At 67.8% G+C, this 25,948-nt stretch carries 25 protein-coding genes and 1 tRNA gene; 14 read left to right on the top strand and 12 right to left on the bottom strand.

The window, feature by feature from the left end:
* Nucleotides 1-16 precede the first annotated feature (16 nt).
* On the top strand, nt 17-832 hold the full coding sequence (locus ABF401_RS16070; protein WP_353510583.1) for a maleylpyruvate isomerase family mycothiol-dependent enzyme: 816 nt from the start codon (nt 17-19) through the stop codon (nt 830-832).
* A 7-nt stretch (nt 833-839) separates the two neighbouring features.
* Entirely contained in the window at nt 840-1,337 is a 498-nt protein-coding gene (locus tag ABF401_RS16065) for a VOC family protein (protein ID WP_353510582.1), read from the top strand.
* Between the two features lie 290 nt (nt 1,338-1,627).
* On the opposite strand, the gene ABF401_RS16060 is transcribed toward ABF401_RS16065, so the two are convergent.
* A complete protein-coding gene (locus ABF401_RS16060) occupies nt 1,628-1,930 on the bottom strand; it encodes an addiction module antidote protein (RefSeq protein ID WP_353510581.1) in 303 nt (100 codons plus the stop codon).
* The gene (locus ABF401_RS16055; RefSeq protein ID WP_353510580.1) at nt 1,927-2,241 is read right to left on the bottom strand and encodes a type II toxin-antitoxin system RelE/ParE family toxin; all 315 of its coding nucleotides are present in this window, start codon (nt 2,239-2,241) and stop codon (nt 1,927-1,929) included. The genes ABF401_RS16060 and ABF401_RS16055 overlap by 4 nt, the downstream gene beginning before the upstream one ends.
* Before the next feature lie 431 nt (nt 2,242-2,672).
* On the opposite strand from ABF401_RS16055, the gene ABF401_RS16050 reads away from it, so the two are divergent.
* A complete protein-coding gene (locus ABF401_RS16050; RefSeq protein ID WP_353510579.1) occupies nt 2,673-3,032 on the top strand; it encodes a hypothetical protein in 360 nt (119 codons plus the stop codon).
* 23 nt (nt 3,033-3,055) lie between these two features.
* On the opposite strand, the gene ABF401_RS16045 is transcribed toward ABF401_RS16050, so the two are convergent.
* The 5 genes from ABF401_RS16045 to tadA form a co-directional block, all read right to left on the bottom strand.
* Entirely contained in the window at nt 3,056-3,397 is a 342-nt protein-coding gene (locus ABF401_RS16045; protein ID WP_353510578.1) for a hypothetical protein, read from the bottom strand.
* Nucleotides 3,397-4,008, bottom strand: coding sequence for an excisionase (locus ABF401_RS16040; protein WP_353510577.1), 612 nt, complete (start codon nt 4,006-4,008; stop codon nt 3,397-3,399). The genes ABF401_RS16045 and ABF401_RS16040 overlap by 1 nt, the downstream gene beginning before the upstream one ends.
* A 446-nt stretch (nt 4,009-4,454) precedes the next feature.
* Nucleotides 4,455-4,544: transfer RNA gene (locus ABF401_RS16035), tRNA-Ser, on the bottom strand.
* A 52-nt stretch (nt 4,545-4,596) separates the two neighbouring features.
* Nucleotides 4,597-5,469 (bottom strand): ketopantoate reductase family protein, encoded by an 873-nt coding sequence (locus tag ABF401_RS16030; protein WP_353510576.1) that lies wholly within the window; start codon nt 5,467-5,469, stop codon nt 4,597-4,599.
* Nucleotides 5,466-6,008, bottom strand: a complete 543-nt coding sequence (gene tadA, locus ABF401_RS16025) for a tRNA adenosine(34) deaminase TadA (RefSeq protein ID WP_353510575.1) — start codon at nt 6,006-6,008, stop codon at nt 5,466-5,468. Before tadA ends, ABF401_RS16030 begins: the two co-directional genes overlap by 4 nt.
* 17 nt (nt 6,009-6,025) lie before the next feature.
* On the opposite strand from tadA, the gene upp reads away from it, so the two are divergent.
* From upp to ABF401_RS16005, 4 genes are all read left to right on the top strand, one after another.
* Nucleotides 6,026-6,667 (top strand): uracil phosphoribosyltransferase, encoded by a 642-nt coding sequence (gene upp, locus ABF401_RS16020; protein ID WP_353510574.1) that lies wholly within the window; start codon nt 6,026-6,028, stop codon nt 6,665-6,667.
* A 212-nt stretch (nt 6,668-6,879) separates the two neighbouring features.
* Nucleotides 6,880-7,050, top strand: coding sequence for a hypothetical protein (locus ABF401_RS16015; protein WP_353510573.1), 171 nt, complete (start codon nt 6,880-6,882; stop codon nt 7,048-7,050).
* An 18-nt stretch (nt 7,051-7,068) separates the two neighbouring features.
* A complete protein-coding gene (locus ABF401_RS16010) occupies nt 7,069-7,965 on the top strand; it encodes a PH domain-containing protein (RefSeq protein ID WP_353510572.1) in 897 nt (298 codons plus the stop codon).
* Nucleotides 7,966-8,056: 91 nt separating this feature from the next.
* Complete coding sequence (locus ABF401_RS16005) at nt 8,057-9,559, top strand: amino acid permease (RefSeq protein ID WP_353510571.1); 1,503 nt, start codon at nt 8,057-8,059, stop codon at nt 9,557-9,559.
* A gap of 19 nt (nt 9,560-9,578) precedes the next feature.
* Here the strand turns inward: ABF401_RS16005 and pntB are convergent, their stop codons facing one another.
* On the bottom strand, nt 9,579-10,958 hold the full coding sequence (pntB, locus tag ABF401_RS16000; protein WP_353510570.1) for a Re/Si-specific NAD(P)(+) transhydrogenase subunit beta: 1,380 nt from the start codon (nt 10,956-10,958) through the stop codon (nt 9,579-9,581).
* An 8-nt stretch (nt 10,959-10,966) separates the two neighbouring features.
* Nucleotides 10,967-12,508, bottom strand: coding sequence for a Re/Si-specific NAD(P)(+) transhydrogenase subunit alpha (locus ABF401_RS15995; RefSeq protein ID WP_353510569.1), 1,542 nt, complete (start codon nt 12,506-12,508; stop codon nt 10,967-10,969).
* A 136-nt stretch (nt 12,509-12,644) separates the two neighbouring features.
* On the opposite strand from ABF401_RS15995, the gene ABF401_RS15990 reads away from it, so the two are divergent.
* The gene (locus ABF401_RS15990; RefSeq protein ID WP_353510568.1) at nt 12,645-13,448 is read left to right on the top strand and encodes a crotonase/enoyl-CoA hydratase family protein; all 804 of its coding nucleotides are present in this window, start codon (nt 12,645-12,647) and stop codon (nt 13,446-13,448) included.
* A 94-nt stretch (nt 13,449-13,542) separates the two neighbouring features.
* On the opposite strand, the gene ABF401_RS15985 is transcribed toward ABF401_RS15990, so the two are convergent.
* Together ABF401_RS15985 and ABF401_RS15980 are read right to left on the bottom strand one after the other, a co-directional pair.
* Nucleotides 13,543-14,937, bottom strand: a complete 1,395-nt coding sequence (locus tag ABF401_RS15985) for an MFS transporter (protein ID WP_353510567.1) — start codon at nt 14,935-14,937, stop codon at nt 13,543-13,545.
* A complete protein-coding gene (locus ABF401_RS15980; RefSeq protein ID WP_353510566.1) occupies nt 14,934-16,316 on the bottom strand; it encodes an MFS transporter in 1,383 nt (460 codons plus the stop codon). The genes ABF401_RS15985 and ABF401_RS15980 overlap by 4 nt, the downstream gene beginning before the upstream one ends.
* A gap of 327 nt (nt 16,317-16,643) precedes the next feature.
* Here ABF401_RS15980 and ABF401_RS15975 point away from each other — a divergent pair, with 327 nt between their 5' ends.
* From ABF401_RS15975 to narI, 5 genes are read left to right on the top strand one after another with little or no spacing between them, the layout of a single operon-like run.
* Nucleotides 16,644-17,459, top strand: a complete 816-nt coding sequence (locus tag ABF401_RS15975) for a helix-turn-helix transcriptional regulator (protein WP_353510565.1) — start codon at nt 16,644-16,646, stop codon at nt 17,457-17,459.
* Nucleotides 17,456-21,166, top strand: coding sequence for a nitrate reductase subunit alpha (locus tag ABF401_RS15970; protein ID WP_353510564.1), 3,711 nt, complete (start codon nt 17,456-17,458; stop codon nt 21,164-21,166). Before ABF401_RS15975 ends, ABF401_RS15970 begins: the two co-directional genes overlap by 4 nt.
* A gap of 33 nt (nt 21,167-21,199) precedes the next feature.
* Nucleotides 21,200-22,849 (top strand): nitrate reductase subunit beta, encoded by a 1,650-nt coding sequence (narH, locus tag ABF401_RS15965; RefSeq protein WP_353510563.1) that lies wholly within the window; start codon nt 21,200-21,202, stop codon nt 22,847-22,849.
* On the top strand, nt 22,846-23,550 hold the full coding sequence (gene narJ, locus ABF401_RS15960; protein WP_353510562.1) for a nitrate reductase molybdenum cofactor assembly chaperone: 705 nt from the start codon (nt 22,846-22,848) through the stop codon (nt 23,548-23,550). Before narH ends, narJ begins: the two co-directional genes overlap by 4 nt.
* Nucleotides 23,547-24,296: a respiratory nitrate reductase subunit gamma gene (narI, locus tag ABF401_RS15955; RefSeq protein ID WP_353510561.1), complete on the top strand. Its 750-nt coding sequence runs from the start codon at nt 23,547-23,549 to the stop codon at nt 24,294-24,296. Before narJ ends, narI begins: the two co-directional genes overlap by 4 nt.
* Before the next feature lie 138 nt (nt 24,297-24,434).
* Here the strand turns inward: narI and ABF401_RS15950 are convergent, their stop codons facing one another.
* The gene (locus ABF401_RS15950) at nt 24,435-25,043 is read right to left on the bottom strand and encodes a TetR/AcrR family transcriptional regulator (protein WP_353510560.1); all 609 of its coding nucleotides are present in this window, start codon (nt 25,041-25,043) and stop codon (nt 24,435-24,437) included.
* Between the two features lie 94 nt (nt 25,044-25,137).
* On the opposite strand from ABF401_RS15950, the gene ABF401_RS15945 reads away from it, so the two are divergent.
* Nucleotides 25,138-25,935: an enoyl-CoA hydratase-related protein gene (locus ABF401_RS15945; RefSeq protein WP_353510559.1), complete on the top strand. Its 798-nt coding sequence runs from the start codon at nt 25,138-25,140 to the stop codon at nt 25,933-25,935.
* Nucleotides 25,936-25,948: the final 13 nt, after the last annotated feature.

The raw sequence follows: 25,948 nt of genomic DNA, 5'->3' as shown, positions 1-25,948 counted from the left end.
CGACGGGAGGTGCGGCATGGACAGCTGGAACGCCATGACCCCTGCAGGAAAGGGCACGATCCTGCGGGTCGTGCGACAGGAAGCAGAGCAGTTCTTCGACCTCGTCGACGACGAGCAGGCCTGGCAGGCGCCGACCGGTGCCGGTCACTGGCAGGTCCGCGACATCGTCGCGCACCTCGTGGACACGACGGAGTCGTACTTCGTCGCGTTCGACGGTGCCCGCAACGGCCGGCCGGTCGAGCCGGCATACGGTCTACCCGGGATGGCGAAGCGCGTCGACACGATGGCCCAGGCGCTCCGGTCGGTGCCGCGTCAGGAACTGGTGGCGCGCGCCCGCACCGACTTCGACACGATGATGATGACCTTCGACGAGCTGACCGACGAGGACTGGACCGGCCTGCAGGTCCCCCACTTCTACATGGGCCCGCTCCCGTCGTTCTTCTACCCGGCCTTCCAGCTGATGGACTACGGCGTGCACAGCTGGGACGTGCGCCAGGGGACCGGCCGGGCGCACGGGCTCTCGGGGGACGCGGCCGACCTGCTCACACCGTTCATGTTCGTGCTGTGGCAGTACACGACGAACCCGGTCACACCCGACGACGTCTGCGACATCGGCATCCGGATCACCTCCGGGCCCAACGCCGGCGATACGCGAGTCTCGCTGACCGAGGAAGGGTTCTCGTACTCGCCGGGTGACCCGGAGGGACTGACCGTGCTCGAGTTCGACCCCGGCAGCTTCGTGCTCACGGCCTTCGGCCGCAGCAATGCCGGGACCATTCGGGGCGACCGCGCCGTGGCGGACCGCTTCCTCAACATCTTCTTCAGGATCTGAGGCAACCGTGACCGAGATCGACCTGGCTGCCATCGACGCCGAGCGCACCCGTATCCGTGACACCTACCTCCAGCCCGACGGGCGCCGCCCGGCGTCGAGCGCCCGTGGCCTCCACCACTTCGCGGTCGTCGCCCGCGACGTCGAGGAGACCGTCAGGTTCTACCAGGAGATCCTTGAGTTCCCGCTGACCGAGATCTTCGAGAACCGTGACTACAAGGGCTCGAACCACTTCTTCTTCGACATCGGCAACGGCAACCTGCTGGCGTTCTTCGACTTCCCCGGGCTCGATGTGGGGCCGTATGCCGAGGTGCTCGGCGGGCTGCACCACATCGCCATCTCGGTCGAGCCAGCAACGTGGGAGCGGCTCAAGGGTCGCCTCACCGATGCGGGCGTGGAGTACCTCGAGGAGAGCGGGACGTCGATCTACTTCCGCGACCCGAACGGAGCCCGGCTCGAGCTGATCTGCGACCCACTCGGCGAGATGTACGGCAGCTCGGTCCTCTGAACCTTCCCAGCGTGCTCGGCCCGGAACGAGACCGCAACCGAGACCAGGCCTGGGAAACGCCGGCCCGAGCCCGGTGGCTCGAACCGGCGTTTCCGCAGGTGGATGGCGGTGGCGGTGGGATTTGAACCCACGGAGGAGTTGCCCCCTCACACGCTTTCGAGGTCTGGGATGCGACGTTCGTAGTCAGTCGCGAGCGGCCGTTCGGGCTCAGGACGCGCCGCGGCGACCTCTCGCGAACGGTCAGAGCGCGAGGCGAATGAGACTACAGATGAGACGGCCGCTGCTGCGTGTCAGGCGGACTTGTCGAAGTGGATCCGCAGTCCGAGTGCCCGCGAAACTTTCATGACGGTTGCGAAGCTCGGGTTGCCGTCGGCTGACAGAGCCCGGTACAGGCCTTCGCGGCTCATGCCGACGCGGCGGGCAAGTTCGCTGACATTGCCAGAGCGAGCGATCACGCCGAGCGCGTGGGCGATCACGGCGGGGTCGTCCCCGCCTTCCTCGATGGCGGCTTCCAGGTAGGCGGCCACGTCGTCGACATCGCGCAGGTAGTCGGCGGAGTCGTACGGCGTGAAGGTCTCGGGACTCTGGTTCATGCGCGGTGTCCTTGCTGTGTGCGCCACTCCTCGGCGATCTGATGGGCGGTCTTGATGTCGCTCTCTTGGGTGCTCTTGTCTCCTCCGCAGAGCAGCACAATGACCCGGTCGCCCTCACGTAGGCAGTAGATCCGGTAGCCAGGGCCGTAGTTGATGCGGAGTTCGGAGATCCCGTGACCAACGGGTTTGACGTCGCCCGGGTTTCCCATCGCGAGCCGGTCGATGCGGATGGCGACCCGCGCGGCTGCTTTGCGGTCTTTGAGTTTTCGTTGCCATCGGTCGAACGTCGCGGACTTGACGACCTCGACCATGTGTCAACTGTAGTTCACAGGTGCGAGGTGGGCAATGGATCGCCGCACGCTACCCGTGCTTCGACCCGCCTCGACAACGAGCGAGCCGCCGCCGTCGGGCGCAAGGCTGACACGTGTGGCCGACATTCCCGCGCAGGTTGCTCGAGATGGATGTGAAGATGTCCCAGGTGGTCAGACCGAGGCCAGACGCGATGTCAGGGGAAGCAATGACGACGACCATTCATGTGGCTCAACCGAACTTCTGGTGGCGCGCGCCGGCGCAGCGCCTGCGGGATGTCTTGGAACTGACCGATCCGGACCTGCAGGACGGTCGGAGGCGCTGGCCGGACCGTGACCAGCAGCGCTGGCCACTTGTCGCCCAGGCCATCTCAGCAGTCTCTGCGGCTCTCGCCGCGGGCAGTTGGAGGCAGCCGGAGCCCAACAGCCGGCACGTGGTCGTCGAGATCCCCGAGAATGACCTGACCGACACCGAACTCAAGATCGTGCGGTCCTGGTTCAACCACGCGGAGGCCGTGCGCGCGGACCCGTGGCTCTACATAGCCAACGGTCGGCACCGCCTGTGGTCAACGATGCCCTTCATGAGCCAACCCGTCCCGGTCGCCGGATGCGACCTGAAGGGCGCGAACCCCGTAGACGCCGAGGACATCGGCCCCTCTTGGACGAAGTACTTCGTCGAAGACCTGCGCGCCCTTCACCGGTTGACATGGTTCGATGTCGGCGACCCAGTCAACGCGCGCTTCTGCCGTGCCCTCGCGCAGGCCGCGGACGGGGCGTTCCCGTCACCTGTCTGATCGGGCCGTTGACACGGCGCCATTCACCACTGGTGACGTCGTCGCCGCCTCGATTGCCAGTAGATCCAGTCCCGCTCCTCCTTTCCTAGATCTGTCGGAGGAAACGATCCTCGTTCCTTGAAGCGCCACATCACGGCCCGAGCAGCTTGGAGCGTCATGCCGTCGGCAACGAGCCCCTTGAATGCGTCCAGCGAGGCGCGGGTGACCCGATAGTGCACCTGACCCGGCGCGTAGAAGCGACGATCCAGACACCAGCAGATCTCGTTGGCTTTCCAGAGCGGTACATCCAACTCCTGGGCGACTCTCCGGGCCGACACGAGCAGCTTCGGGGGGTCGGGCGGCTCCCAGTGCTTGGCCTGAGCCATCACCACCACACCTTGGCGGATTCCCGTGGCATGGAGTTGACCCATGCGAGTAGTGATCCGTACACGATTCGGTAGTTCTTGCCACCCTCACCGATGAAGACCCGGTCAAGGTCGCCGAAGGACACGGCCTGACGGATGGCGTGCTCGGGCAAGCTGAGCATCCACGCGGCTTCCTTCACCGTGATGAGGATCTTCTCGTCGTACGGGTCCCTCTTGCCCTCGACGAACAGCCCGTCCCCGGCCGGCCGGCCCCTCCTGCGCCGCCTCCCGGCCGGCGAGTCGACGCTGAGGGCGGGCTCGGACTTCGCCTTGGCCGCCCGCTTATCGACGGTCGAATGCCGCTTGGGTGGTGCCGGTACCAGGTCAGGGGAAGGCTTGCGCTCCGTGCCGTGATGATGCCCCGCTGGATAGTCGCCGTTTTCCAGGTAGTGACGCCCCGCCGCGGTGAGCTCGGCACGCCACGTCGAGCCGCGTCCCTTGATCTTGACGAGCCTTCGCGTCGCGAGCGCTCGTGCAGTCACCCGCTGGGAGTTCGTCGCCTGGCCATCTGCTGGTCCTGCGGCCAGCCAGGTGAGCATGGTCCTCTGCGCGTCGTTGAGTCGTATCGTCACGCGCCCCGAGCGTAGGGCTCCGCTCATAGACACGCAGTCTTGCGGCCCGGATTTGGCCGACTCAGACCCCAGGCAGGCGTGGATCCGTTCCTGTATGAGGTGAGCGGGCTTGACGACCATCCCCACTTCTGGGCCCAACTGTCCGGTCCGGCCAGAGTCCCCGACGCCGTGGAACCGCGACTGTCCTTTCGATCAGTCTGGGGAGAGCCTTCATCGAGTCGACGTTTGGCTGATCTACGCGGACCGCGGCGGACGCGATCACACATGCTTCGGGAGCGTGCACCTCAGGAACTTACGCACGAAACGGACGCGGGCGAACGTCGGTGAAGGCGCGCGAACGGCCGATCGGCGACCCATGGCAGCCCAAATGAGACCCCAAATGAGACTAGGCCTGGGAAACGCCGGTCAGCTCCGGGAGGGAGCCAACCGACGTTTCCGCAGGTGGATGGCGGTGGCGGTGGGATTTGAACCCACGGAGGAGTTGCCCCCTCACACGCTTTCGAGGCGTGCTCCTTAGGCCGCTCGGACACGCCACCGCCGAGAACCATACCGGAGCGTCCCGGCGGCGATGAAATCGCTACGACCACCTCAGGCGGTGGCCGCCAGAATGCTCGACACCGCCTCAACCGTGGCCCGAGCGCCATCCCTGCCGAGCGCACCGATGATGGGTCCGGCGATGGCGTCCAGCTCGACCGCCCTGCCGGCCAGCGCATCCTTGAGCATCGACGACTGCATGCCGGCGGGAAGCGATCGCAGCCGCGCCTCGTTCGCCTCGGCGTCGACGGCCACACCGGCAGTCCCGGCCGCCGCAGCAGCCTCCTCCACCAGGGGCCGCAGCAGATCGGGGTGCGAGGAAAGCGCCTCGCCGACCGGCACCATCGCAGAGGTCGTCAGCAGGGCCAGCGGACCGAGGAAGGACAGCTTGCGCCAGAGCACCGTCGCGTCGTCGGGCACCGTGGTCACCGAGCATCCGGCGCCCTCGGCCAGCTCGGCCCACCGCCGCCCTCCATCGCTCGCGAGCGAGACGCCCACGTCGGCGAAGCCGCTCACCTGCTCGACGACTCCCGGGCGATGCCGGGTCGCCTCGACGGAGATGGTGGAGGCCACGACGTCGGCACCGGGAAGCTGGGCTCGGAGGAAGGCCACGTGGTCGATGCCGTTGAGCAGCGGCACGACCGCGGTCCCGCCGAGCAGCCCGGCGGGCACCCGGTGCAGGGCGGACAGCAGGTCCATCGCCTTGGTTGCCACGACGAGGACGTCGACGGGCTCCGCAAGCAGGCTCCGTGCCTCGACCGAGGCCTCGCCGGATCCCTCGGGCAAGGTGTAGTGCAGGCCGCCCGACGCGATGACGGCGGCCGTGCGCTCCGACGCGATGACGGTGACCTCGTGACCCGCGCGCTGCAGCCGCGCGGCCATGACTCCCCCGACGCCGCCGGGCCCCAGAACTGCGATCCTCGTCATCGACCCTCTCTCCAGCTCGATTCCTGCCCGTCCGGCGCAGCGTCCCGTCTGCGCTCGAAGAAGTCCATGAGCAGCCGGGCCGACTCCGCTGCCCGCACGCCACCGACCACCTCGATCCGATGCAGCGCCAACGGATCCCGCACCAGGTCCCAGACCGAACCACACGCCCCGGCCTTGTGGTCCCAGGCACCGAAGACGATCCGCTCGATCCGGGCTGCGACGGCGGCTCCGGCGCACATGACGCAGGGCTCCAACGTCGCCACCAGGGTTGCCCCGTCGAGGCGCCACGAGCCGACGGCGGCAGCCGCCTCACGCAGCGCCATGATCTCGGCGTGGCCGGTCGGGTCGCCGAGCTGCTCCCGCACGTTCCGTCCCCGGCCGATGACCACGTCGTCGGCACCGATGACGAGGGCACCCACGGGTACGTCGTCCGAGCCACTCGCGCGGGCAGCAAGCTCGAGCGCCTCCCCGACCCAGGCGGCATACCGCTCCGCCACGTCGGCGCCGTCCGTCACCTGAGTCTCGGAATCCCTGGCCACGCGCTAAGTTTCCACCCATGCACGTCCACGTCGCCGACCACCCCCTCATCGCCCACAAGCTGACCTACCTGCGCGACAGGCGGACGGACAGCCCGACGTTCCGGCGCCTCGCGGAGGAGCTGATGACACTCCTGGCCTACGAGGCGACCCGAGAGGTCCGGGTCGAGCCGTTCGAGATCGACACCCCCGTATCGCCGACGACGGGGATCAAGCTCTCGAAGCCCAAGCCGCTCATCGTGCCGATCCTGCGCGCGGGGCTCGGCATGCTCGAGGGCATGGTCCGGCTCCTGCCGAGCGCCGAGGTGGGCTTCCTCGGCATGCAACGCAACGAGGAGACCCTGGAAGCGGTCACGTACGCCAACCGCCTCCCCGAGGACCTCACCGGGCGGCAGGTCTTCGTGCTCGACCCGATGCTGGCGACGGGTGGCTCGATGGCTGACGCGATCCACTTCCTGCTCGACCGTGGCGCCGACGACGTCACCGCCGTGTGCCTCCTCGCCGCCCCCGAGGGCATCGCGCATCTCGAGGAGTCGCTGGCCGCGACGAGCGCGCGCGTCAAGGTGGTCACCGGCGCCGTCGACGAGCGGCTCAACGACAAGGGATACATCGTGCCCGGCTTGGGCGACGCAGGTGACCGCCTCTACGGGGTCGTCGACTAGCCCGTATGCCGCTGGGCTCGCTTCCCGAGCCTGCCTCCCGTGCGGGACCGGCCCGACAAGACCGATTCGGGCAAGGAGACTAGTGTGGGTCTCCACGAAGCCCAGACACACCCCGATGCCTTCCCCGTCCCCATCGGTCACTTGCGGCACACTGGTCCCATATCCGTGCCGTGCGACGACGCGGCCGTCCGTCATGCTGAGGAGCGAACACCATGGGTTCGAAGACCAAGAAGGTCATCCTCTTCCTCGTGCTGGCGTTCTTCGTCTACGCGATCTTCACGTCGCCGGACCAGGCGGCCGGCATCATCACGAGCATCTGGAACATCCTCGTGCAGGGCTTCTACGCCCTGTTGGAGTTCTTCGACAGCTTGTTGGGCGGCTGAGGAGGGTCGGCGGGCGACATGTCCTTCCTCCGGAGCACCGACGAGATCCCATCGGGACTCTCGCCCATCCTGCTGCCGGGTGAGCAGCTCGTCACGGCGGTCCATGCCCACTGGGCCCGGCTCCTGAGACCCATCGCGATCAGCGTCGTGGCCTTCAGCATCGCCCTGTTCTTCGACGCCAACCTCACACACGACAGCCAACCCATCGGCAACTTCCTCTGGTTCGTCTTCTTCGCCACCCTGCTGTATCTCGGCTGGGAGATCCTCGAGTGGCGCCATGACTGGTTCGCCGCCACCAACAAGCGGCTGATCCTGCGCTATGGGCTCATCACGCACAAGGTCGCGATGATGCCGCTCATCAAGGTGACCGACATGAGCTACGAGCGGACCGTCACCGGCAAACTGCTCGGATACGGACGGTTCGTCCTGGAGAGTGCCGGTCAGGACCAGGCCCTGCGTACCGTGGACCTGATCCGGCGTCCGGACGAGACCTACCGCGCCATCTGCGCGGTCATCTTCGATGTCGGGCCACCGCCCGGCACGACCACGGTGCGAGAGATCGAGGACGACGGCACGGACTCAGGGCCTCCGGTCGAGGGTGGGAACGGCCCGGACAATGGTTCGGGTGGCCCTGGCGACTCGGGTGGCTCCGGCGGGCCAAATGGTGAGAGCGGCTCCGCCGCCCCCAAATACGGCACGCCGTCCTACCCTGACGTGGCGCCGATCCACAGCCCCATCCAGGATCGACTTGACCAGCATTCGCGCGCCATCCCGATCCGGCGGAAGCGCGACGGCGAGACGCTCTACGAGAGCGACGACATCCGACGACGCCGCCGCGCGGCGGACACCGGGCCCGTTCCGATCTGGCCCTCGGACCGTGTCACCAACCGCCAGCACGACCCCGGCGACGACTGACCACATCTCAGGCAACTCAGGCATCGCGCCGGGCGCCCCTGCGGGCTAGTTTGAAGTGACCGTCCCGACCCAACTGTGTTCGGAGGTCATCATGAGCCTGTTGCGCACCAAGACGATCGAGGCGTCCATGGCCGCGGCCGATGAGCCGGACCATCACCTCAAACGCCGGCTGACCGCCCTCGACCTCGTCGTCTTCGGGGTCGGCGTCGTGATCGGCGCCGGCATCTTCACCGTCACCGGCCGGGCCGCCCAGCAGTATGCCGGGCCCGCCGTCATCCTGTCCTTCATCCTCGCGGCCGTCGTGTGCGCCTTCGCCGCGATGTGCTACGCGGAGTTCGCCTCGACCGTCCCGGTGTCCGGGTCCGCCTACACGTTCTCCTACGCCACACTCGGTGAGTTCATCGCCTGGGTCATCGGGTGGGACCTGGTCCTCGAGCTGATGCTCGGCGCGAGCGTCGTCGCCCAGGGGTGGTCCGCCTACGTCGAGATCCTGCTGGGCCGGTTCGGGATCGACGTCCCCGCTGCCGTGGCTCCCGGTTCCCACTTCGACCTCGGGGCGTTCCTGCTCGTGGCGGTGCTCGCCCTGCTCGTCGCCAAGGGCATCAAGGAGTCCCTTCGGGTCAACCTCGTGCTCGTGTCGATCAAGGTGTTCATCGTGCTGTTCGTCATCGTTGCCGGCATCGGCTTCGTCAACTCTGAGAACTGGAGCCCCTTCATCCCGCCGAGCGCGGCCGGTGCCCCCGCCGCGGAAGGAGTCCACGCCCCGGTCCTGCAGGTCATCACCGGCATGACGCCGGCCACCTACGGCGTCATGGGCATCATGTCGGCTGCGGCCCTCGTCTTCTTCGCCTACATCGGCTTCGACGTCGTGGCCACGACAGCGGAGGAGGCCAAGAACCCCCAGCGCGCCCTGCCCATCGGCATTCTCGGATCGCTCGCGATCTGCACCGTCCTCTACGTCGCCGTCGCCCTCGTGATCACCGGAATGGTGCCCTTCGACCAGATCCATCCGCAGGGCGCTCTGGCAGCCGCGTTCGAGCAGGTGGGCCAGGGCGGCTATGCCACGCTCATCGCGGCAGGGGCCGTCGCCGGCCTCACGACGGTCGTCATGACCCTCCTCATCGGGACCACTCGCGTCGTCTTCGCGATGAGCCGGGACCGGCTCCTCCCCGCCGGGCTGGGTGTGACGAGCCCCCGGACGGGGACACCCGTGCGACTCACCTTCCTCGCCGGTGGCGTCATCGCCCTGGTCGCATCGCTGACTCCCGTCGGCCGGCTCGAGGAGATGGTCAACATCGGCACGCTCACGGCCTTCGTGCTCGTCTCCCTGGCGGTGCCGATCCTGCGCAAACGACGTCCCGACCTGAAGCGCGGCTTCGTCGTGCCGGGGAGTCCGGTGATTCCGTGGCTGTCGGCCGCGCTCTGCACCTACCTCATCCTCAACCTCTCGATCGAGACCTGGATCCGGTTCGTGGTGTGGATGGCAGTCGGGGTGATCATCTACTTCGCCTACTCCCGGAGCCACAGCCGGCTGGCCACCGGGGAGCGTGAGGCTGGGTTCGCGGACGTGCCCCGGGTCCTCGACGTGGACTGAGGGCTGACCGGAGGGCTGGTCAGAGGGACTTGATGATGTCCTCGACCCGGTCCTTCGCGTCGCCGAACAGCATGGCGCTGTTGTCCCGGAAGAAGAGCGGGTTCTGCACTCCGGCATAGCCGGCGGCCATCGATCGCTTGAAGACGATGACGTCCTTGGCGTTCCAGACCTCGAGCACGGGCATGCCGGCGATGGGGCTGTTCGGGTCCTCCTCTGCGGCCGGGTTCACCGTGTCATTGGCGCCGATGACGAGGACGACGTCGGTCTCCGGGAGGTCGTCGTTGATCTCGTCCATCTCGAGGACGATGTCGTAGGGAACCTTCGCCTCGGCGAGGAGCACGTTCATGTGCCCCGGGAGCCGACCGGCGACCGGGTGGATGCCGAAGCGGACGTCGACGCCCTTCTCCCGGAGCTTGGCGGTGAGGTCCGCCACGGGATACTGCGCCTGGGCGACCGCCATGCCATAGCCCGGCGTGATGACGACCGACTTGGCGTGGAGCAGAAGATCGGCCACCTCGTCGGGGTTGGTCTCCCGGTGCTCGCCGTAGTCGACGTCCCCCGTCGGCGCACCGCCGTCCTGTCCGAACCCGCCGGCGATGACGGAGATGAACGACCGGTTCATCGCCTTGCTCATGATGTACGACAGGTACGCACCGGACGAGCCGACGAGCGCGCCGGTGATGATGAGCAGGTCGTTGCCGAGCATGAAGCCCGCGGCCGCCGCGGCCCATCCGGAGTAGGAGTTGAGCATCGACACGACGACCGGCATGTCGCCGCCGCCGATCGAGGCGACGAGGTGCCAGCCGAAGGCAAGGGCGATGGCCGTCATCATGGCGAGCGGCACGATCGAGTGGGACGCGACGAACCAGATCATCAGGCCGAACGAGAGGATCCCGGCGAAGAGGTTGAGCCAGTGCCGCGCCGGCAGCATGAGGGGCCGGCCGGAGATCCGGGCCGCCAGCTTGAGGTAGGCGACGACCGAACCGGTGAAGGTCACCGCGCCGATGAAGACGCCGAGGAAGATCTCGACCAGGTGGACACCGTCGCTCGTCCCCGCGTCTGACGCGAGGAAGGTGTTGAAACCGACGAGCACCGCGGCCGCGCCGACGAAGCTGTGCAGCATCGCGATGAGCTCCGGCATCTCGGTCATCTCGACGCGACGGGCCTTCCAGATGCCGATGACGGCGCCGATCGCCATGGCGGCGGCGATGGACAGCCAGTTCAGCGGATCGGAACCGCGCAGGGCCAGCCACAGCGTCGCCACGAGGGCAAGGAGCATGCCGACCATCCCGAGGACGTTGCCGTCCTTCGCGGTCTCGTGCTTCGAGAGGCCGGCGAGCGACAGGATGAAGAGCAGCCCGGCGATGATGTAGGCGGCCTGGATCAGTGCGAGGTCCATGTGTGCGCTCAGCCCTTCCGGAACATCGTGAGCATGCGGCGGGTGACGAGGAAGCCACCGAAGATGTTGATGCTGGCGATCAGCGTCGCGAGGAAGGCGAGCACGAAGATGGCCAGCCCCAGCTCCTCAGACCACTGGCCCAGCTGGATGAGGGCACCGACGATGATGATTCCGCTGATCGCGTTCGTCACCGACATGAGCGGCGTGTGGAGCGCGTGGTGGACGTTCCCGATCACGTAGTAACCGACGACCACGGCCAGGGCGAACACCGTGAAGTGGCCGAGGAAGCTCGCGGGCGAGACCGCGGCGATGAGCGCGAAGGCCACGGCCGCGATGGCCATGTAGACGTACTTGCGACGCGGGTCCTTGACCTTCTCGGGCGCCTTGACCACCTCGGCGGCGGGCTTGGCCACGGGAGCTGCGGACACCTGGATGGCAGGCGGCGGCCAGAGGAGCTCTCGGTCGCGGGTCACCGTCATGCCCCGCTGCACGACGTCGTCGAAGTCGAGGACGAGCTGGCCGTCCTTGCCAGGCGTGAGCAGCTTCATCAGGTTGACGAGGTTCGTGCCGTAGAGCTGGCTGGCCTGCGTCGGGAGCCGACTGGCGAGGTCCGTGTAGCCGAGGATCTTCACCCCGTTGTCCGTGACGACCAGCTCGTCGGGCACCGAGCCCTCGACGTTGCCGCCGTTGGACGCGGCCATGTCGACGATGACGGAGCCCGGCCGCATCGTCGCGATCATGTCGGAGGTGATGAGCCGCGGGGCCGGCCGGCCCGGGATGAGCGCGGTCGTGACGATGATGTCGGCGTCCTTGGCCTGGTCGGCGTAGAGCTGCGCCTCGCGCGCCTGGTAGTCCTCGCCCATCTCCTTGGCGTAACCCGTGGCGCTGACCTCCGCCTCCGCCGACTCGATGGCGAGGTACTCGCCACCGAGGGACTTGACCTGGTCGGCCACCTCGGGCCGCGGGTCGGTGGCCCGGACGATGGCTCCGAGGCTGCCTGCGGCCCCGATCGCTGCGAGACCCGCAACACCGGCGCCGGCCACGAGGACCTTGGCCGGTGGGATCTTGCCGGCGGCCGTGACCTGACCGGTGAAGAAGGAGCCGAACACGTTGGCCGCCTCGACGACCGCGCGGTAGCCGGCGATGTTCGCCATCGAGGAGAGGACGTCGAGGGACTGGGCCCGGCTGATGCGCGGAACGGCGTCCATCGCCATCGCCGTGACGCCGGCGTCGCGCAGCTTCTCGACGAGGTCGGGGCTCAGTGCCGGTGCGAGAAGGCTGACGAGCACGGCGCCGGGCCGCATCAGGGCGACCTCGACGTCCGACGGTGCGTTCACCTTGTGCACAATGTCCGAGGACCAGACCTCCAGCGACGTCACGATGCGGGCGCCAGCCACCGCATAGGCCTCGTCCGAGAAGCTCGACGCCTCGCCGGCGCCGCGCTCGACGACGACGTCGTAGCCGAGGGCGATGAGCTGCCCGACCGTCTTGGGTGTAGCGGCGACGCGCGTCTCCCGGACGCGTGTCTCGCGTGGAACACCGATCTGCACAGGTCTCTCCTTCGTCTCTGCGCTGCACCCCGAAACCTATGGCACCGTCACTCGGGGATCACGGGCGGTGCCGCCCAAATCACATCTCTGCGCTCAAGCGGCTCGGACGCCCGGTGGGGCTCCTAGGCTCGGCCTCATGCGCAGTCACATCACCTGCAGGACCGCCGACGGGATCGCCCGGGTCCAGCTCGACCGGCCCGAGAAGCTCAACGCCCTCACCCTGGACATGCTCGACGACCTCGTCGCCACGGCTCGACGACTCCGCGGGGACCGTTCGCTGCGGGCCGTCATCCTGTCGGGCGCTGGTGACTCGTTCTGCGCGGGGCTCGACTTCGCCACGGTGCTGAAGAACCCGCGGGCCGTTGCGGCGGCCTTCGTTCCGCGGCCATGGCTCGGCACCAACACCTTCCAGGAAGCGTGCTGGGCCTGGCGCCGGCTGCCGGTGCCCGTCGTCGCGGCGGTCCACGGCCACTGCTTCGGCGGTGGGGTGCAGATCGCCCTCGGGGCGGATTTCCGGGTCACGACTCCCGACGCCACGTGGTCCGTCCTCGAGTCGAAATGGGGACTCATCCCCGACATGTCCGGGATCCAGAGCCTCACCGAAGTCGTCCACCTCGACGTCGCCAAACGGCTCACCATGACCGGGGCGGTCGTCAGCGGCGAGGAGGCAGCCGTGCTGGGGCTGGCCACCGCCGTTGCCGAGGACCCGCAGGCGGCCGCCGAGGAGCTCGTCGCCGAGATCATGACGCGGTCTCCCGACGCCGTCGCCGCCGCGAAGCGCCTCTTCGAGAAGACCTCGTCGGTCGGGCCGCGGCGGACCTTCGCCAAGGAACGCGCCGAGCAGCTGCGGCTGCTCCTGCGAACGCCGAACACCCGTCGGGCACGGCAGGCTGCGTTCGCGAGGGAGACACCCGAGTTCGCACCGCGCCAGCGCCGGTGACGGGAGTCGCGAGTCGCCGCGACTGCGGTAGGAGCGGAACCGCTGGGCCCGCTCGGGAGCGAGCCCAGCGGCATACGGCATCGTTCTTGGCCTGTCAGCCGGGCTTGGGAGCGTTGGGACGCGCGTAACGCATCCACGTGATGCCGACGCACATGACCGCCCAGGCGATCCCGATGGTGTAGAACAGCGTCGGCGACATGATCGTCAGGCCCACGCCGAAGAGGAACGGACCGAAGGCGGCGATCGCAGCCGTCCAGCCGATGACCCCGCCCGCCTGGCGGCGCTCGAAGATCATCGGCATCTGCTTGAACGTCGAGGCGTTGCCGATGCCGCTGAAGAGGAAGATCGCGAGCATCCCCCAGAGGAACCGGTTGAAGCCGCCCTGCAGCGCCTCCGCCGACGAGGTGTCGGGGACGAGCGCCGGGATCGTGTAGGCGATCGAGGCGATCAGCCCGATCCCGGACACGAGCGTCCACCTCGCTCCACCCATGCGGTCGGTCAGCGGCGAGAAGAGGACGCGAGCGCCGGCGCCGACGAGCGGGCCGAGGAAGACGTACTTGGCCACGTCGGGCACGGCATAGCCCTCGACGAGCATCTGAGCGGACGCACCGGCGCCCTTGACGATGTCGGTGTTGCCGATCCCGTAGAGGTTGGCCATGAGCAGGCCGAACTGGGCCGACAGGCCGGAGAACGTGCCGAAGGTCATGATGTAGAGCAGTGTCATCCACCAGGTGTCCTGGTTGTTGAAGATGTCGAACTGCTGCCGGATGTTGGCCTTGATCGGGACCGACTTGAGCATCGTCCACGCGAGGATCGCGCCGATGATCATGAGCGGGATCCAGACGAAGGCAGCGTTCTGGTACCACACCTCGACGGGCTGCTTGCCCGGCATCGTCATCTGCTGGCTGCCGCCGATGATGGCCAGGAAGCTCAGCCCGATGAGGTACGGGGTGAGGAGCTGGACGAGGGACACGCCGAAGTTGCCGATGCCGGCCTGGAGCCCGAGCGCGGTGCCCTGCATGCGCCGTGGGAAGAAGTACGAGGTGCTCGGCATGAAGCCGGAGAACGCGCCGCCGCCGATGCCGGCGAGGAAGGCCAGGACCATGAGCTCCCAGTAGGGAGCCGTCGGGCTCTGCACCCGGACACCCCAGCCGAGGGTCGAGGCGATGAGCAGCAGGGTCGTCAGGGACACCATCTTGCGAGTGCCCATGATCGGCGGCAGCACCATCCAGATCAGGCGCATCAGGCCGGCCGCGAGCCCGGGCATGGCGGCCATCCAGTAGAGCTGGCCCTTGCTGAACTCGTAGCCGAGCGGGTTGAGCTTGGGGATGATCGCGCTCGGGAGGAACCAGGCGATGAACGCGAGGGTGAGGCAGAAGGTCGTGATCCAGAGGGTCCGCCACGCGAGCGCCTTGTCCCACGTCTCCTCGTTCTCGGGATCCCAGGACTCGAGCCACTCCCCTCTCGTGGGTGCGGTCTTGGTGGTCATGCGCGCGCCTCCGTCGTTTCCTTGCTGGTGATGCGGTCGTCGGCAGCCTGATCCAGTAGATCAGGGTTGTGGGCCGGTGGCGGCTCGAAGTAGTCGGCGAGCTGGGGCGAGCCCTCGTGCAGCATGTGGACGACGGTCCAGTGCATCCACAGGGCACACACCGCGGTGAGCACGAAGATGACGAAGAAGGTGCTCGACGGGAAGCCGAACCAGTCCTTCGTGTAGGCGAACATCGGGGGCAGGAAGAAGCCGCCCAGGCCACCGAGCATGCCGACCAGGCCCCCGACCGGGCCCACCGCCCTCGGGAAGTACTCGGGGATGTGCTTGTAGACCGCGGCCTTGCCGATGCCCATCGCACAGCCGAGGAAGAAGACGAGGATGACGAAGGGCACGAGGCCCATGCTGTAGTTCCAGTGCTCGGTCTGCGCGCCGTCCGCCTGGACGACGACGAGGTGGCCGTTGGGCATCATGAGCAGTCCGCTCGTCACGAGCATCACGGTGAAGGTGAAGTACATGCCGCGCCGGGCCCCGAACGTGTCGCTGAACCAGCCGCCCAGGGGCCGGAGCAGGGAGGCCGGGAAGATGAAGGTCGCGGTGAGGAGCGCAGCCGTCCAGAGGTCCACGCCGAAGTTGTCGACGTAGTACTTGGGCAGCCACACCGACAGCGCGACGTAGGCGCCGAAGACCGCCACGTAGTAGAGGCCGAAGCGCCACACGCGGATGTCCTTCAGCGGCGTGAGCATCGTGGCCATGGACTGGCTCTTGCCCGGCATCCTGTCGTGGCGCGGCGTGATGACCCACGTCGCCACCGCGATGACGACGAGCAGGATGGCATAGAGGGCCGGGACGAGCCGCCAGCCGCCCTGGACGCCGGCGATGTAGGTGGCGCCGGCCGTGCTCGTGATGAGCGCCGGTCCGATGAACTTCGTCACGGAGGCACCGACGTTGCCGGCGCCGAAGACACCGAGAGCGAAGCCCTGGCGGTCACGGGGGTACCAGGCGGCGTTCCACGCGATGCCGACGGAGAAGAGGTTGCCGGCGAAGCCGACGAGGAACGCCAGGACGAGCAGCATCAGGTAGTTCGTCGCCTGGGAGACGAAGTACGCCGGGATCGCGGTGGCGAGGAGCATGAAGATGGTGACCCGCCGGCCACCGATCCGGTCGGTCAGCATGCCCGCCGGCAGGCGCCACATCGACCCGTTGAGGATGGCGACCGCCGAGATCCAGGAGAGCTCGACGTCAGTGAGGCCGAGCTCCTTCTGGATGGGGATGCCGAGGATGCCGAACATCATCCACACCGCGAACATCACGGTGAAGGCCGTCGTCGACATGACGAGGACCCGGGTACGACCCGACGACGCGGCTGTTGTGCCGTCCATTTCGTCTCCGTCTATTTGGAGGAATGAATCCGTTTAAAGGGGGCTGCCCGAGAGGGTGCCTCGACCCGTTGAATACCCGCAGAAATCATTCTGCCACCCCGGGTCGACGGTCAACTACGTTACGTAGTAGATTGCCGTCCATGCAAGTTGGGCTGACGGGATCTGCCTCACACCGCAGGGGAATCCGCCGGAGGAGCCGGGTGGCGCACAGAGGATGGAACTCCTCGCAATGCCCCTGTCTGACACTGCAGCCAGCGTGCTTAGATGGAGGAGCAGCGTTCCTCTAAATAACGTCAGAGAGATGTTCGCTAATTGAAGGGTATCGCCGTGGCATTGACTGCGATTACGAGCTCAGGTGCCGGTACGGACCTGCTGGGCTCACCCGTTCGGAGGACCATCGTCGACACCCTCGCCAACCTCCCGACGAGCGTCGACCCGGCCACCGGTGCCGTCGTCCCGCACCCGGGCCTGCGCGCCCAGGACCTGGCCCACCGACTCGGCCTGCACGTGACGACGGTGCGGTTCCACCTCGACCAGCTCGTCGCGGCCGGGCTGCTCCGGGCGCACTTCCAGCGGCGCAAGGAAGCCGGCCGCCCCCGCAAGCTCTACGCCATCGAGCAGGGCTCGCTCGGGACGGTCACGTCCGACCAGTCCTACCGGATGCTCTCCGAGCTGCTCGTCCAGACGCTGGGCTTCCGGGACGGGGAGGCGCCGACGACGCCTGAGGAGGCAGGGCTGCGCTGGGGGCGCCGGCACGTCCTCGACGGCCACACCGGCCTCGTCGGCCAACGCGCCGCCCGCTCCCCCGGCCAGTGGCTCGGCAAGATCGGACAGATGGTCGACCTGCTGCGGGAGTGGGGATACAGCCCCGAGGTGTCGACGACGAACGACGGCCGCACGGCTCGCGTGGCCCTGCACGACTGCCCGTTCCTGCCGCTGGCCAAGGACAACACCGCGGTCGTCTGCGGCATCCACCGCGGGCTGATGCGCGGTGTGATGGAGGCTCTCGGCGAGGAGTCGACCGAGGTCGGGCTGACGCCGTTCGTCGCCCCCAGCCTGTGCATCGCCGCCCTGACCACGACCACGAGCTTTGAGCAACCCGCGTCGCTCAACCACCCGCCCCGACAAGGAGATCACTCATGAACGCCTCCCCGACCGGCCTCACCGAGACGGGCCTCGACGGTCCCTTGAGCGAGGCCCTCGTCGGCACGCGCCGGTTCTTCACCAAGGCGACGGTTTCCGAGGACAAACGCAGTATGGAGGCCAAGGGCGGGCGCGCCGGCGACTCCTTCTACCGGGATCGCTGGAGCCACGACAAGGTGGTTCGCTCCACGCACGGCGTCAACTGCACGGGCTCCTGCTCGTGGAAGGTCTACGTCAAGGACGGGATCATCACCTGGGAGGCGCAGCAGACGGACTACCCCAGCCCCGGTGCCGACCGTCCCGACTATGAGCCTCGGGGCTGCCCGCGTGGCGCCGCCTTCTCCTGGTACACCTACTCGCCCACCCGGGTGCGCTATCCCTACGTGCGGGGCGTCCTGCTCGAGATGTTCCGTCGGGCCAAGAGCCAGCACGGCGGCGACCCCGTCCTCGCCTGGGGCTCCATCGTCGAGGACCCCGAGAAGGCCATGCGGTACAAGAAGGCGCGCGGCAAGGGCGGCCTCGTCAGAGCCACGTGGGAGGAGGTCACCGAGCTCGTCGCCGCCGCGCACGTCTACACCGTCAAGCGCTTCGGTCCCGACCGCATCGCGGGCTTCTCGCCCATCCCGGCCATGTCGCCGGTCTCCTACACGTCCGGCGCCCGCTTCCTCGAGCTCATCGGCGCCCCGATGCTGTCGTTCTACGACTGGTACGCCGACCTGCCCAACGCGTCTCCGCAGATGTTCGGCGACCAGACCGACGTGCCGGAGTCCGGTGACTGGTGGGACGCCGGCTATCTCATCATGTGGGGGTCGAACGTCCCGCTGACCCGGACCCCCGATGCCCACTGGATGACCGAGGCGCGCTACCGCGGGCAGAAGGTGCTCGCCGTGGCCCCCGACTACGCCGAGAACGTCAAGTTCGCCGACGAGTGGGTGACGGCGGCACCGGGCACCGATGGCGCGCTGGCGATGGGCATGGGCCACGTCATCCTCAAGGAGTTCTTCGTCGACCAGCAGGTGCCCTTCTTCGTCGACTACAACCAGCGGTTCACGGACCTGCCCTTCCTCATCAGCCTCGTCCCGACGGACGGCGGCGCCTACCGCCCCGGCAAGTACCTCGTGGCCGGCGACATGGACGGCGGACCGCAGGCCGACTCCGAGAACGCCATGTGGAAGCCGGCCATCTTCGACTCGCGCACCGGGCAGGTCGCCATCCCCAACGGCTCCATCGGTGACCGCTTCGGCGAGGAGGGCCTGGGCAAGTGGAACCTCGAGCTCGGCGACCTGGACCCTGCATTGACCGTCTACGGGTCGCACGACGACGCAGTCGAGGTGGAGCTGCCACGCTTCGACGCGGCCGATGGCAAGGCCGTGTTCGAGCGGCGCGGGGTCCCCGTCCGTCGCGTCGGTGACCGTCTCGTCACGACGGTGCTCGACCTCATGCTCGCCCAGTACGGAGTGGCACGCGAGGGCCTGCCCGGCCACTGGCCGACGGGCTACGACGACGCCTCGGTCCCGGCGACACCTGCCTGGCAGGAGGTGCACACCTCGGTCCCCGCGGAGCAGGTGACGCGCCTCGCACGGGAGTGGGCCCGGAACGCGATCGACACGAACGGCCGCGGCATGATCCTGCTCGGCGCCGGGACCAACCACTGGTTCCACAGCGACCAGATCTACCGGGCGATCCTCGTGCTGACGACGATCACGGGCACGCAGGGGCGCAACGGCGGCGGCTGGGCACACTACGTGGGCCAGGAGAAGATCCGCCCCATCATGGGCTTCCAGCACATGGCCTTCGCGCTCGACTGGCACCGCCCGCCGCGGCACATGAACCAGACGGCGTACTGGTACGTACACACCTCGCAGTACCGCTACGACACGTTCACCGCCGACGACCTCGACGCAGGCACGGGCATCTTCGCCGGCAAGGGGGTCATGGACCTGCTCGCCCAGTCGGTGCGACTCGGCTGGACCCCGAGCTACCCCACCTTCGACCGCAGCTCGCTCGACCTCGCCGACGACGCGGCCGCCGCGGGCATGGAGCCGCCGGCCTACGTGGCGCAGCAGCTCAAGGAGGGCAACCTGCGTTTCGCCGTCGAGGATCCCGAAGCGGAGAACAACTACCCCCGCGTGCTCTCCCTGTGGCGGTCCAACCTGCTCGGCAGCTCGGCGAAGGGCAACGAGTACTTCCTGCGTCACCTGCTCGGCACCGACAGCGCGGCCACGGCCGACGAGGCGCGGCCGGAGCAGCGGCCGTCCTCGATCCGCTGGGCGGACGAGGCCGTCGAGGGCAAGCTCGACCTGCTCATGACCCTCGACTTCCGCATGACGAGCTCGACGATCTTCAGCGACGTCGTGTTCCCCGCGGCGACGTGGTACGAGAAGCACGACCTCAGCACCACCGACATGCACCCGTTCGTCCACTCCTTCAACCCGGCGATCAACCCGCCCTGGCAGACGAAGTCGGACTGGGACACGTGGAAGGTCATCGCCAAGAAGTTCAGCGAGCTCGCCGCCGACCACCTCGGCACCCGCAGGGACGTCGTGGCCAAACCCCTGTGGCACGACACGCCGGAGGCCATGGCCACCGTCCACGGCGTCGTGAAGGACTGGAAGGCCGGCGAGTGCGAGCCGGTCCCGGGCAAGACCCTCCCGGTCATCGCCGTCGCCGAGCGCGACTACACGGCGGTCTACGACAAGATGACCTCGATCGGCCCGCTCCTGGAGAAGGTCGGCATGCTGACCAAGGGCGTGGCCTACGACGTCAAGCGCGAGGTCGACATCCTGCGAAACCGCAACGGCGTGCAGCACGGAGGCGTGGGCGACGGCCAGCCCAAGGTCGACACCGACGTCCAGATGGCCGACGCGATGCTCCACCTGGCCGGGGTGTCCAACGGCCACCTCGCAACGCAAGGCTTCCGGTTCCTCGAGAAGCGCACCGGCACCAAGCTCGCCGACCTGGCCGGTGAGCACGAGGGCAAGCAGATCACCTTCGCCGACACGCAGGTCGCCCCGGTCCCGGTCATCACCTCCCCGGAGTGGTCCGGCTCCGAGTCGGGCGGGCGGCGCTACAGCCCGTTCACGATCAACATCGAGCGGAGCAAGCCGTTCCACACGCTGACCGGCCGGCAACAGTTCTACGTCGACCACGACTGGTTCCTGGGGATGGGCGAGGCGCTCCCCGGCTACCGGCCGCCGCTCAACATGACCACCCTCTTCGGCGAGACGCCGATCGGCGAGCAGACCGAGCTCGGCGTCTCGGTGCGCTACCTCACGCCGCACAACAAGTGGTCGATCCACTCCGAGTACCAGGACAACCTGTTCATGCTGAGCCTCTCCCGAGGTGGCCAGTCGGTGTGGATGAGCGACCGGGACGCCGCGAAGATCGGGGTCAGGGACAACGACTGGATCGAGATGGTCAACCGCAACGGCGTCGTCGCCGCGCGCGCCATCGTCAGCCACCGGATGCCCGAGGGCACGGTCTACATGCACCACGCCCAGGACCGGCTCATCGACGTGCCGCTCACCGAGCGCGACCGCAAGCGCGGCGGCATCCACAACAGCCTGACCCGAATCCTGTTGAAGCCCAACCATATTGTCGGCGGGTACGCCCAGCTGGCCTACTTCTTCAACTACATCGGACCCATCGGCAACAACCGCGACGAGGTCACGATGATCCGCAAGCGAACCGCGAAGGTGGAGTACTGACATGCCCGTGCGGCGAACGAAGGGAGCGCAGCGATGCGCCTGATGGCCCAGATGGCGATGGTCATGAACCTCGACAAGTGCATCGGCTGCCACACGTGCTCCGTCACGTGCAAGCAGGCGTGGACCAACCGCGCGGGCACGGAGTACGTCTGGTTCAACAACGTCGAGACCCGACCGGGACTCGGCTACCCGCGCACGTACGAGGACCAGGAGACGTGGGAGGGCGGCTGGGTCCGCAAGTCGAACGGGCGGCTGACCCTCAGGGCCGGCGGCCGGTGGAAGAAGCTCGCGACGATCTTCAGCAACCCCAAGCTGCCCTCGATCCAGGACTACTACGAGCCGTGGACGTACGACTACGAGACGCTGCTCAACTCACCGGCGACGAGCACCTTCCCCGTCGCCCGGCCCACGTCGCTCATCAGCGGCAAGCAGATGAACGTCGAGTGGTCGGCCAACTGGGATGACGACCTCGGCGGCAGCAGGGAGCACGCCGCCAAGGACCCGATGCTCAAGGGCATCGAGGACAAGGTGAAGCTCGAGTTCGAGCAGACCTTCATGTTCTACCTGCCGCGCATCTGCGAGCACTGCCTCAACCCGAGCTGTGCCGCGAGCTGCCCGAGCGGTGCGATCTACAAGCGCAGCGAGGACGGCATCGTCCTCGTCGACCAGGACAAGTGCCGCGGGTGGCGCATGTGTGTGTCGGGCTGCCCGTACAAGAAGGTCTACTTCAACCACAAGACCGGCAAGGCCGAGAAGTGCACCTTCTGCTACCCCCGCGTCGAGGTGGGCATCCCGACCGTCTGTGCGGAGACGTGCGTCGGCCGGCTGCGCTACATCGGCCTGATGATCTACGACGCCGACAAGGTGCTCGAGGCAGCGTCGGTGGCCAACGAGCACGACCTCTACGAGGCGCAGCGCAACGTCTTCGTCGACCCCAACGACCCGGAGGTCGCCCGTGCGGCCGAGCGGGCCGGCATCCCGCTCGACTGGATCGAGGCGGCCAAGAAGTCGCCGGTCCGCCGGCTCATCCAGGACTACCAGGTCGCCCTCCCGCTCCACCCGGAGTACCGGACGATGCCGATGGTCTGGTACATCCCGCCGCTGTCGCCCGTCGTCGACGTCATCAAGGAGACCGGGCACGACGCCGAGGACCAGGGCAACCTGTTCGCGGCGATCGACACGCTGCGCATCCCCGTCGAGTACCTCGCCAACCTCTTCACCGCCGGGGACCCCGCACCGGTCACCGAGGTCCTGCGGAAGCTCGCCGCGATGCGGTCCTTCATGCGCGACATCAACCTCGGCGGCGACCCCGACGGTGCGATCGCCGAGTCGGTCGGCATGGATGCCGAGTCGATGTACGAGATGTTCCGGCTGCTGGCCATCGCCAAGTACGACGACCGCTACGTCATCCCGACCGCTCACGTCGAGCAGGCGCACGGGCTCGAGGAGCTGGCCACCGAGTGCCCGGTCGACTTCGACTACGAGGCACAGACGGGCGTGTTCGGCGAGGGCTCGGGTGACCTCACCCCGGTCGCCGTCGAGAACTTCCGGATGCTCGAGGAGCGCCAGACCTCGGACCAGCTCGTCAGCGGCGGGACCAAGCGCGGCCGGGTCAACCTGCTCAACTGGGACGGCAAGGGCAAGCCGGGCGGCCTGTTCCCGAAGCGGAAGGACGACTCGTGAACCCCTTCCGCCGCGTGGCCCGGGCGCAGGCGTCGCGGCGGCTTCCGGACGAGCAGCTGGCCGTCGCGTGGCAGGCGGTTTCGCTCCTGCTGGACTACCCGACCGCCGAGTGGGCCAGCTCCCATGCCGCGATCCGTCGCGCCGTGGCCGGGTTGCCAGAACCAGTCCGTATGCCGCTGGGCTCGTTCCTCGACCACGTGGCGTCCCGGCCCCTCGAGGAGGTCCAGCGGGACTACGTCGAGACCTTCGACCACACCCGCAAGTGCTGTCTCTACCTGACCTACTTCACCTTCGGCGACACCCGCCGCCGGGGCGTCGCGCTCGTCCAGTTCAAGCAGGCCTTTCGGAAGGCAGGCGTGGACCTGACGGCCGAGGAGCTGCCCGACCACCTCGGCGTCGTGCTCGAGTTCGGCGCCACGGCCGACGTCGAGGCGGCGTGGAAGCTGCTCAACGACCACCGGGCCGGCATCGAGATGCTCCGCCTGGCGCTGGCCGACCGCCAGTCGCCGTGGGAGCAGGTGCTCCTCGCCCTGACGGAGACCCTGCCGCAGCTCGATGGCGATGGGGTCGACGCCGTCCGCCGGCTCATCGAGGCTGGGCCACCCCAGGAGGAGGTCGGCCTGGAGGGCTACGCCCTGGACCCTCGCCTGAACACCGCCTCGGCCACCTTCCCAACGATTCGCGTAGGAGCAGACTCGTGAGCACGTTCCTCTGGGTGATCTTCCCCTACCTCTGCCTCGCGACCTTCGTCGTCGGGCACTGGTGGCGCTACCGCTACGACAAGTTCGGCTGGACGACGCGCAGCTCCCAGCTCTACGAGACCCGGCTGCTCCGGTGGGGCAGCCCCCTGTTCCACTTCGGGATGCTCGGCGTCGTCATCGGGCACATCGGCGGCCTGCTCATCCCGAAGGCGTGGACCGACGCGATCGGGATCAGCGAGACGATGTACCACTGGGCGGCGGTCATCGGCGGCATGGCTGCCGGCATCGCGGCGTTCGTCGGCATGGTCATCCTCATCTACCGCCGGCGCACCGTCGGACCGGTCTTCTCAGCGACCACACCGATGGACAAGACGATGTACTTCTTCCTCGGCCTCGTCATCGCCCTCGGCATGTGGAACACCATCGCGTCGAGCATCTTCGGGCTGGGCGCCGAGGGTGGCCACGCCTTCAACTACCGCGAGAGCGTCTCGCTCTGGTTCCGGGGCATCTTCTCCGGGAACCCCGACCCAGAGCACATGGTCGGCATCCCGCTCGGCTTCCAGCTCCACGCGCTGACGGCCTGCATCCTGTTCGCCCTCTGGCCGTTCACCCGGCTCGTGCACGTCTTCTCGGCCCCGATCGGCTACATCACGCGGCCCTACATCGTCTACCGCAGCAAGGACGAGCGTGAGGGCACGGCGGTCGGGAGCCGCGCGCCGAGCCGCGGTTGGGAGCGCGTGCAGTGACCGAACGCCGCCCCCTTTTGGTCGAGTGTGCACTTCGCGCCGCCCCCCTTCTGGTCGAGTGTGCACTTCGCGCCGAACCGGGCGGCGCGGAGTGCACACTCGACTGTTCGGAGGGGCGTGGAGTGCACACTCGACTGTTCAGGGGCGGATGGCGCGGAGGAGCAGGTCCAGCTCACGCTCGACGTAGGCGTCCAGGTCGAGCCAGCGCGACAGGCGCCACTGCTTCAGGGCCCAGCCGTGGGCGGTGAGCAGCAGGTTGTGCACCACCAGATCCGCATCGATGTCGCGGAAGTCGCCTGACGCCATGCCGTCGAGGAGTGCGCGGCGGAACGGCTCAGCCGTCTCGACCTCGAGGGCCTTGATCTCGTCGCGCCCCTCCTTCGACAGCGTCATGCTCTCGCGGTACGACAGGACCGTCGCCTCCGGCTTCTCGTCGATCACCTCGACCAGGGTGCGGAACCCCATGCGGATCCGCGCCTCGGGGTCGCTACCCGCCTGCGCCATGGCCGCAGGAACCCGGTCCCGGAAGTCGGCGAGGATGTCGACGATGGCGGCACGAAGGAGATCCTCCTTGTTGCCGAAGTACTGGTAGATCAGGCCCACGCTGATCCCGGCCCGCTCGGCCACCGCATGGGTCGTCGTCGAGTGGTAACCGTCCTCCTGGAAGAGCTGCACGGCCGCCGTCAGGATCTCGGACCGTCGGCGTTGGATCCGCTGGTCCTTCGTGCTCTGGGTCTGTGTCGACACTGCTTCCTCACTCTCGAGCCACCCGTTGACGGACGACTGAACCGTCCCTACTCTATTGAATGAACGTACATTCAACAAGCAACGGAGCAGGCGAATGAGCAACTACGAGGACATCACCTACGTCGTCGAGGACAGCGCCGCGATCATCACGATCAACCGCCCGGAGCGGTACAACGCCTTCCGCGCGAAGACCGTCGACGAGCTGATCAAGGCCTTCCGCTCGGCGTGGGCCGACCGTGGGATTCGCTCGATCATCCTCACCGGCGCTGGCGAGAAGGCCTTCTGCACGGGCGGGGACGTCAAGCAGCGCGCCGAGACGGGCGACTACGGCCCGAGCGAGTCCGGCATGTTCGAGATCGGCTACCTGCACAAGCTCATTCGCGACGTCCCCAAGCCCGTCATCGCGGCGGTCAACGGCGTCGCGGTCGGAGGCGGCCACGTGCTGCACGTCCTCTGCGACGTCTCCATCGCCGCGGACACGGCCCGCTTCGGACAGGCCGGTCCCCGGGTCGGCTCCTTCGACGCCGGGTTCGGCTCTGCCTACCTGGCCCGCGTCGTCGGCGAGAAGAAGGCGCGCGAGATCTGGTTCTGGTGCCGGCAGTACTCCGCCGCCGAGGCCCTCGCGATGGGCCTGGTCAACAAGGTCGTCCCGGGCGCCGAGCTGCTCACCGAGGCCAAGGCTTGGGCCGCCGAGATCAACGAGAAGAGCCCGACCGCGATCAAGTTCCTCAAGCAGTCGTTCAACGCGGACACCGACCACCAGGCCGGCTTCTCCAACATGGCCATGACCGCGCTCGACCTCTTCGCCGTCTCGGAGGAGGGAATGGAGGGCGCGCACGCCTTCGCCGAGAAGCGCAAGCCCGACTTCAACAGCAAGGTCACCTGGCACTGAGTCGCGAGCGACC

This window comes from Intrasporangium sp. (genome assembly GCF_040414665.1).
In the GTDB taxonomy this organism is placed as follows: domain Bacteria; phylum Actinomycetota; class Actinomycetes; order Actinomycetales; family Dermatophilaceae; genus Intrasporangium.
This window is presented reverse-complemented; position numbering and strand designations above follow the sequence as displayed.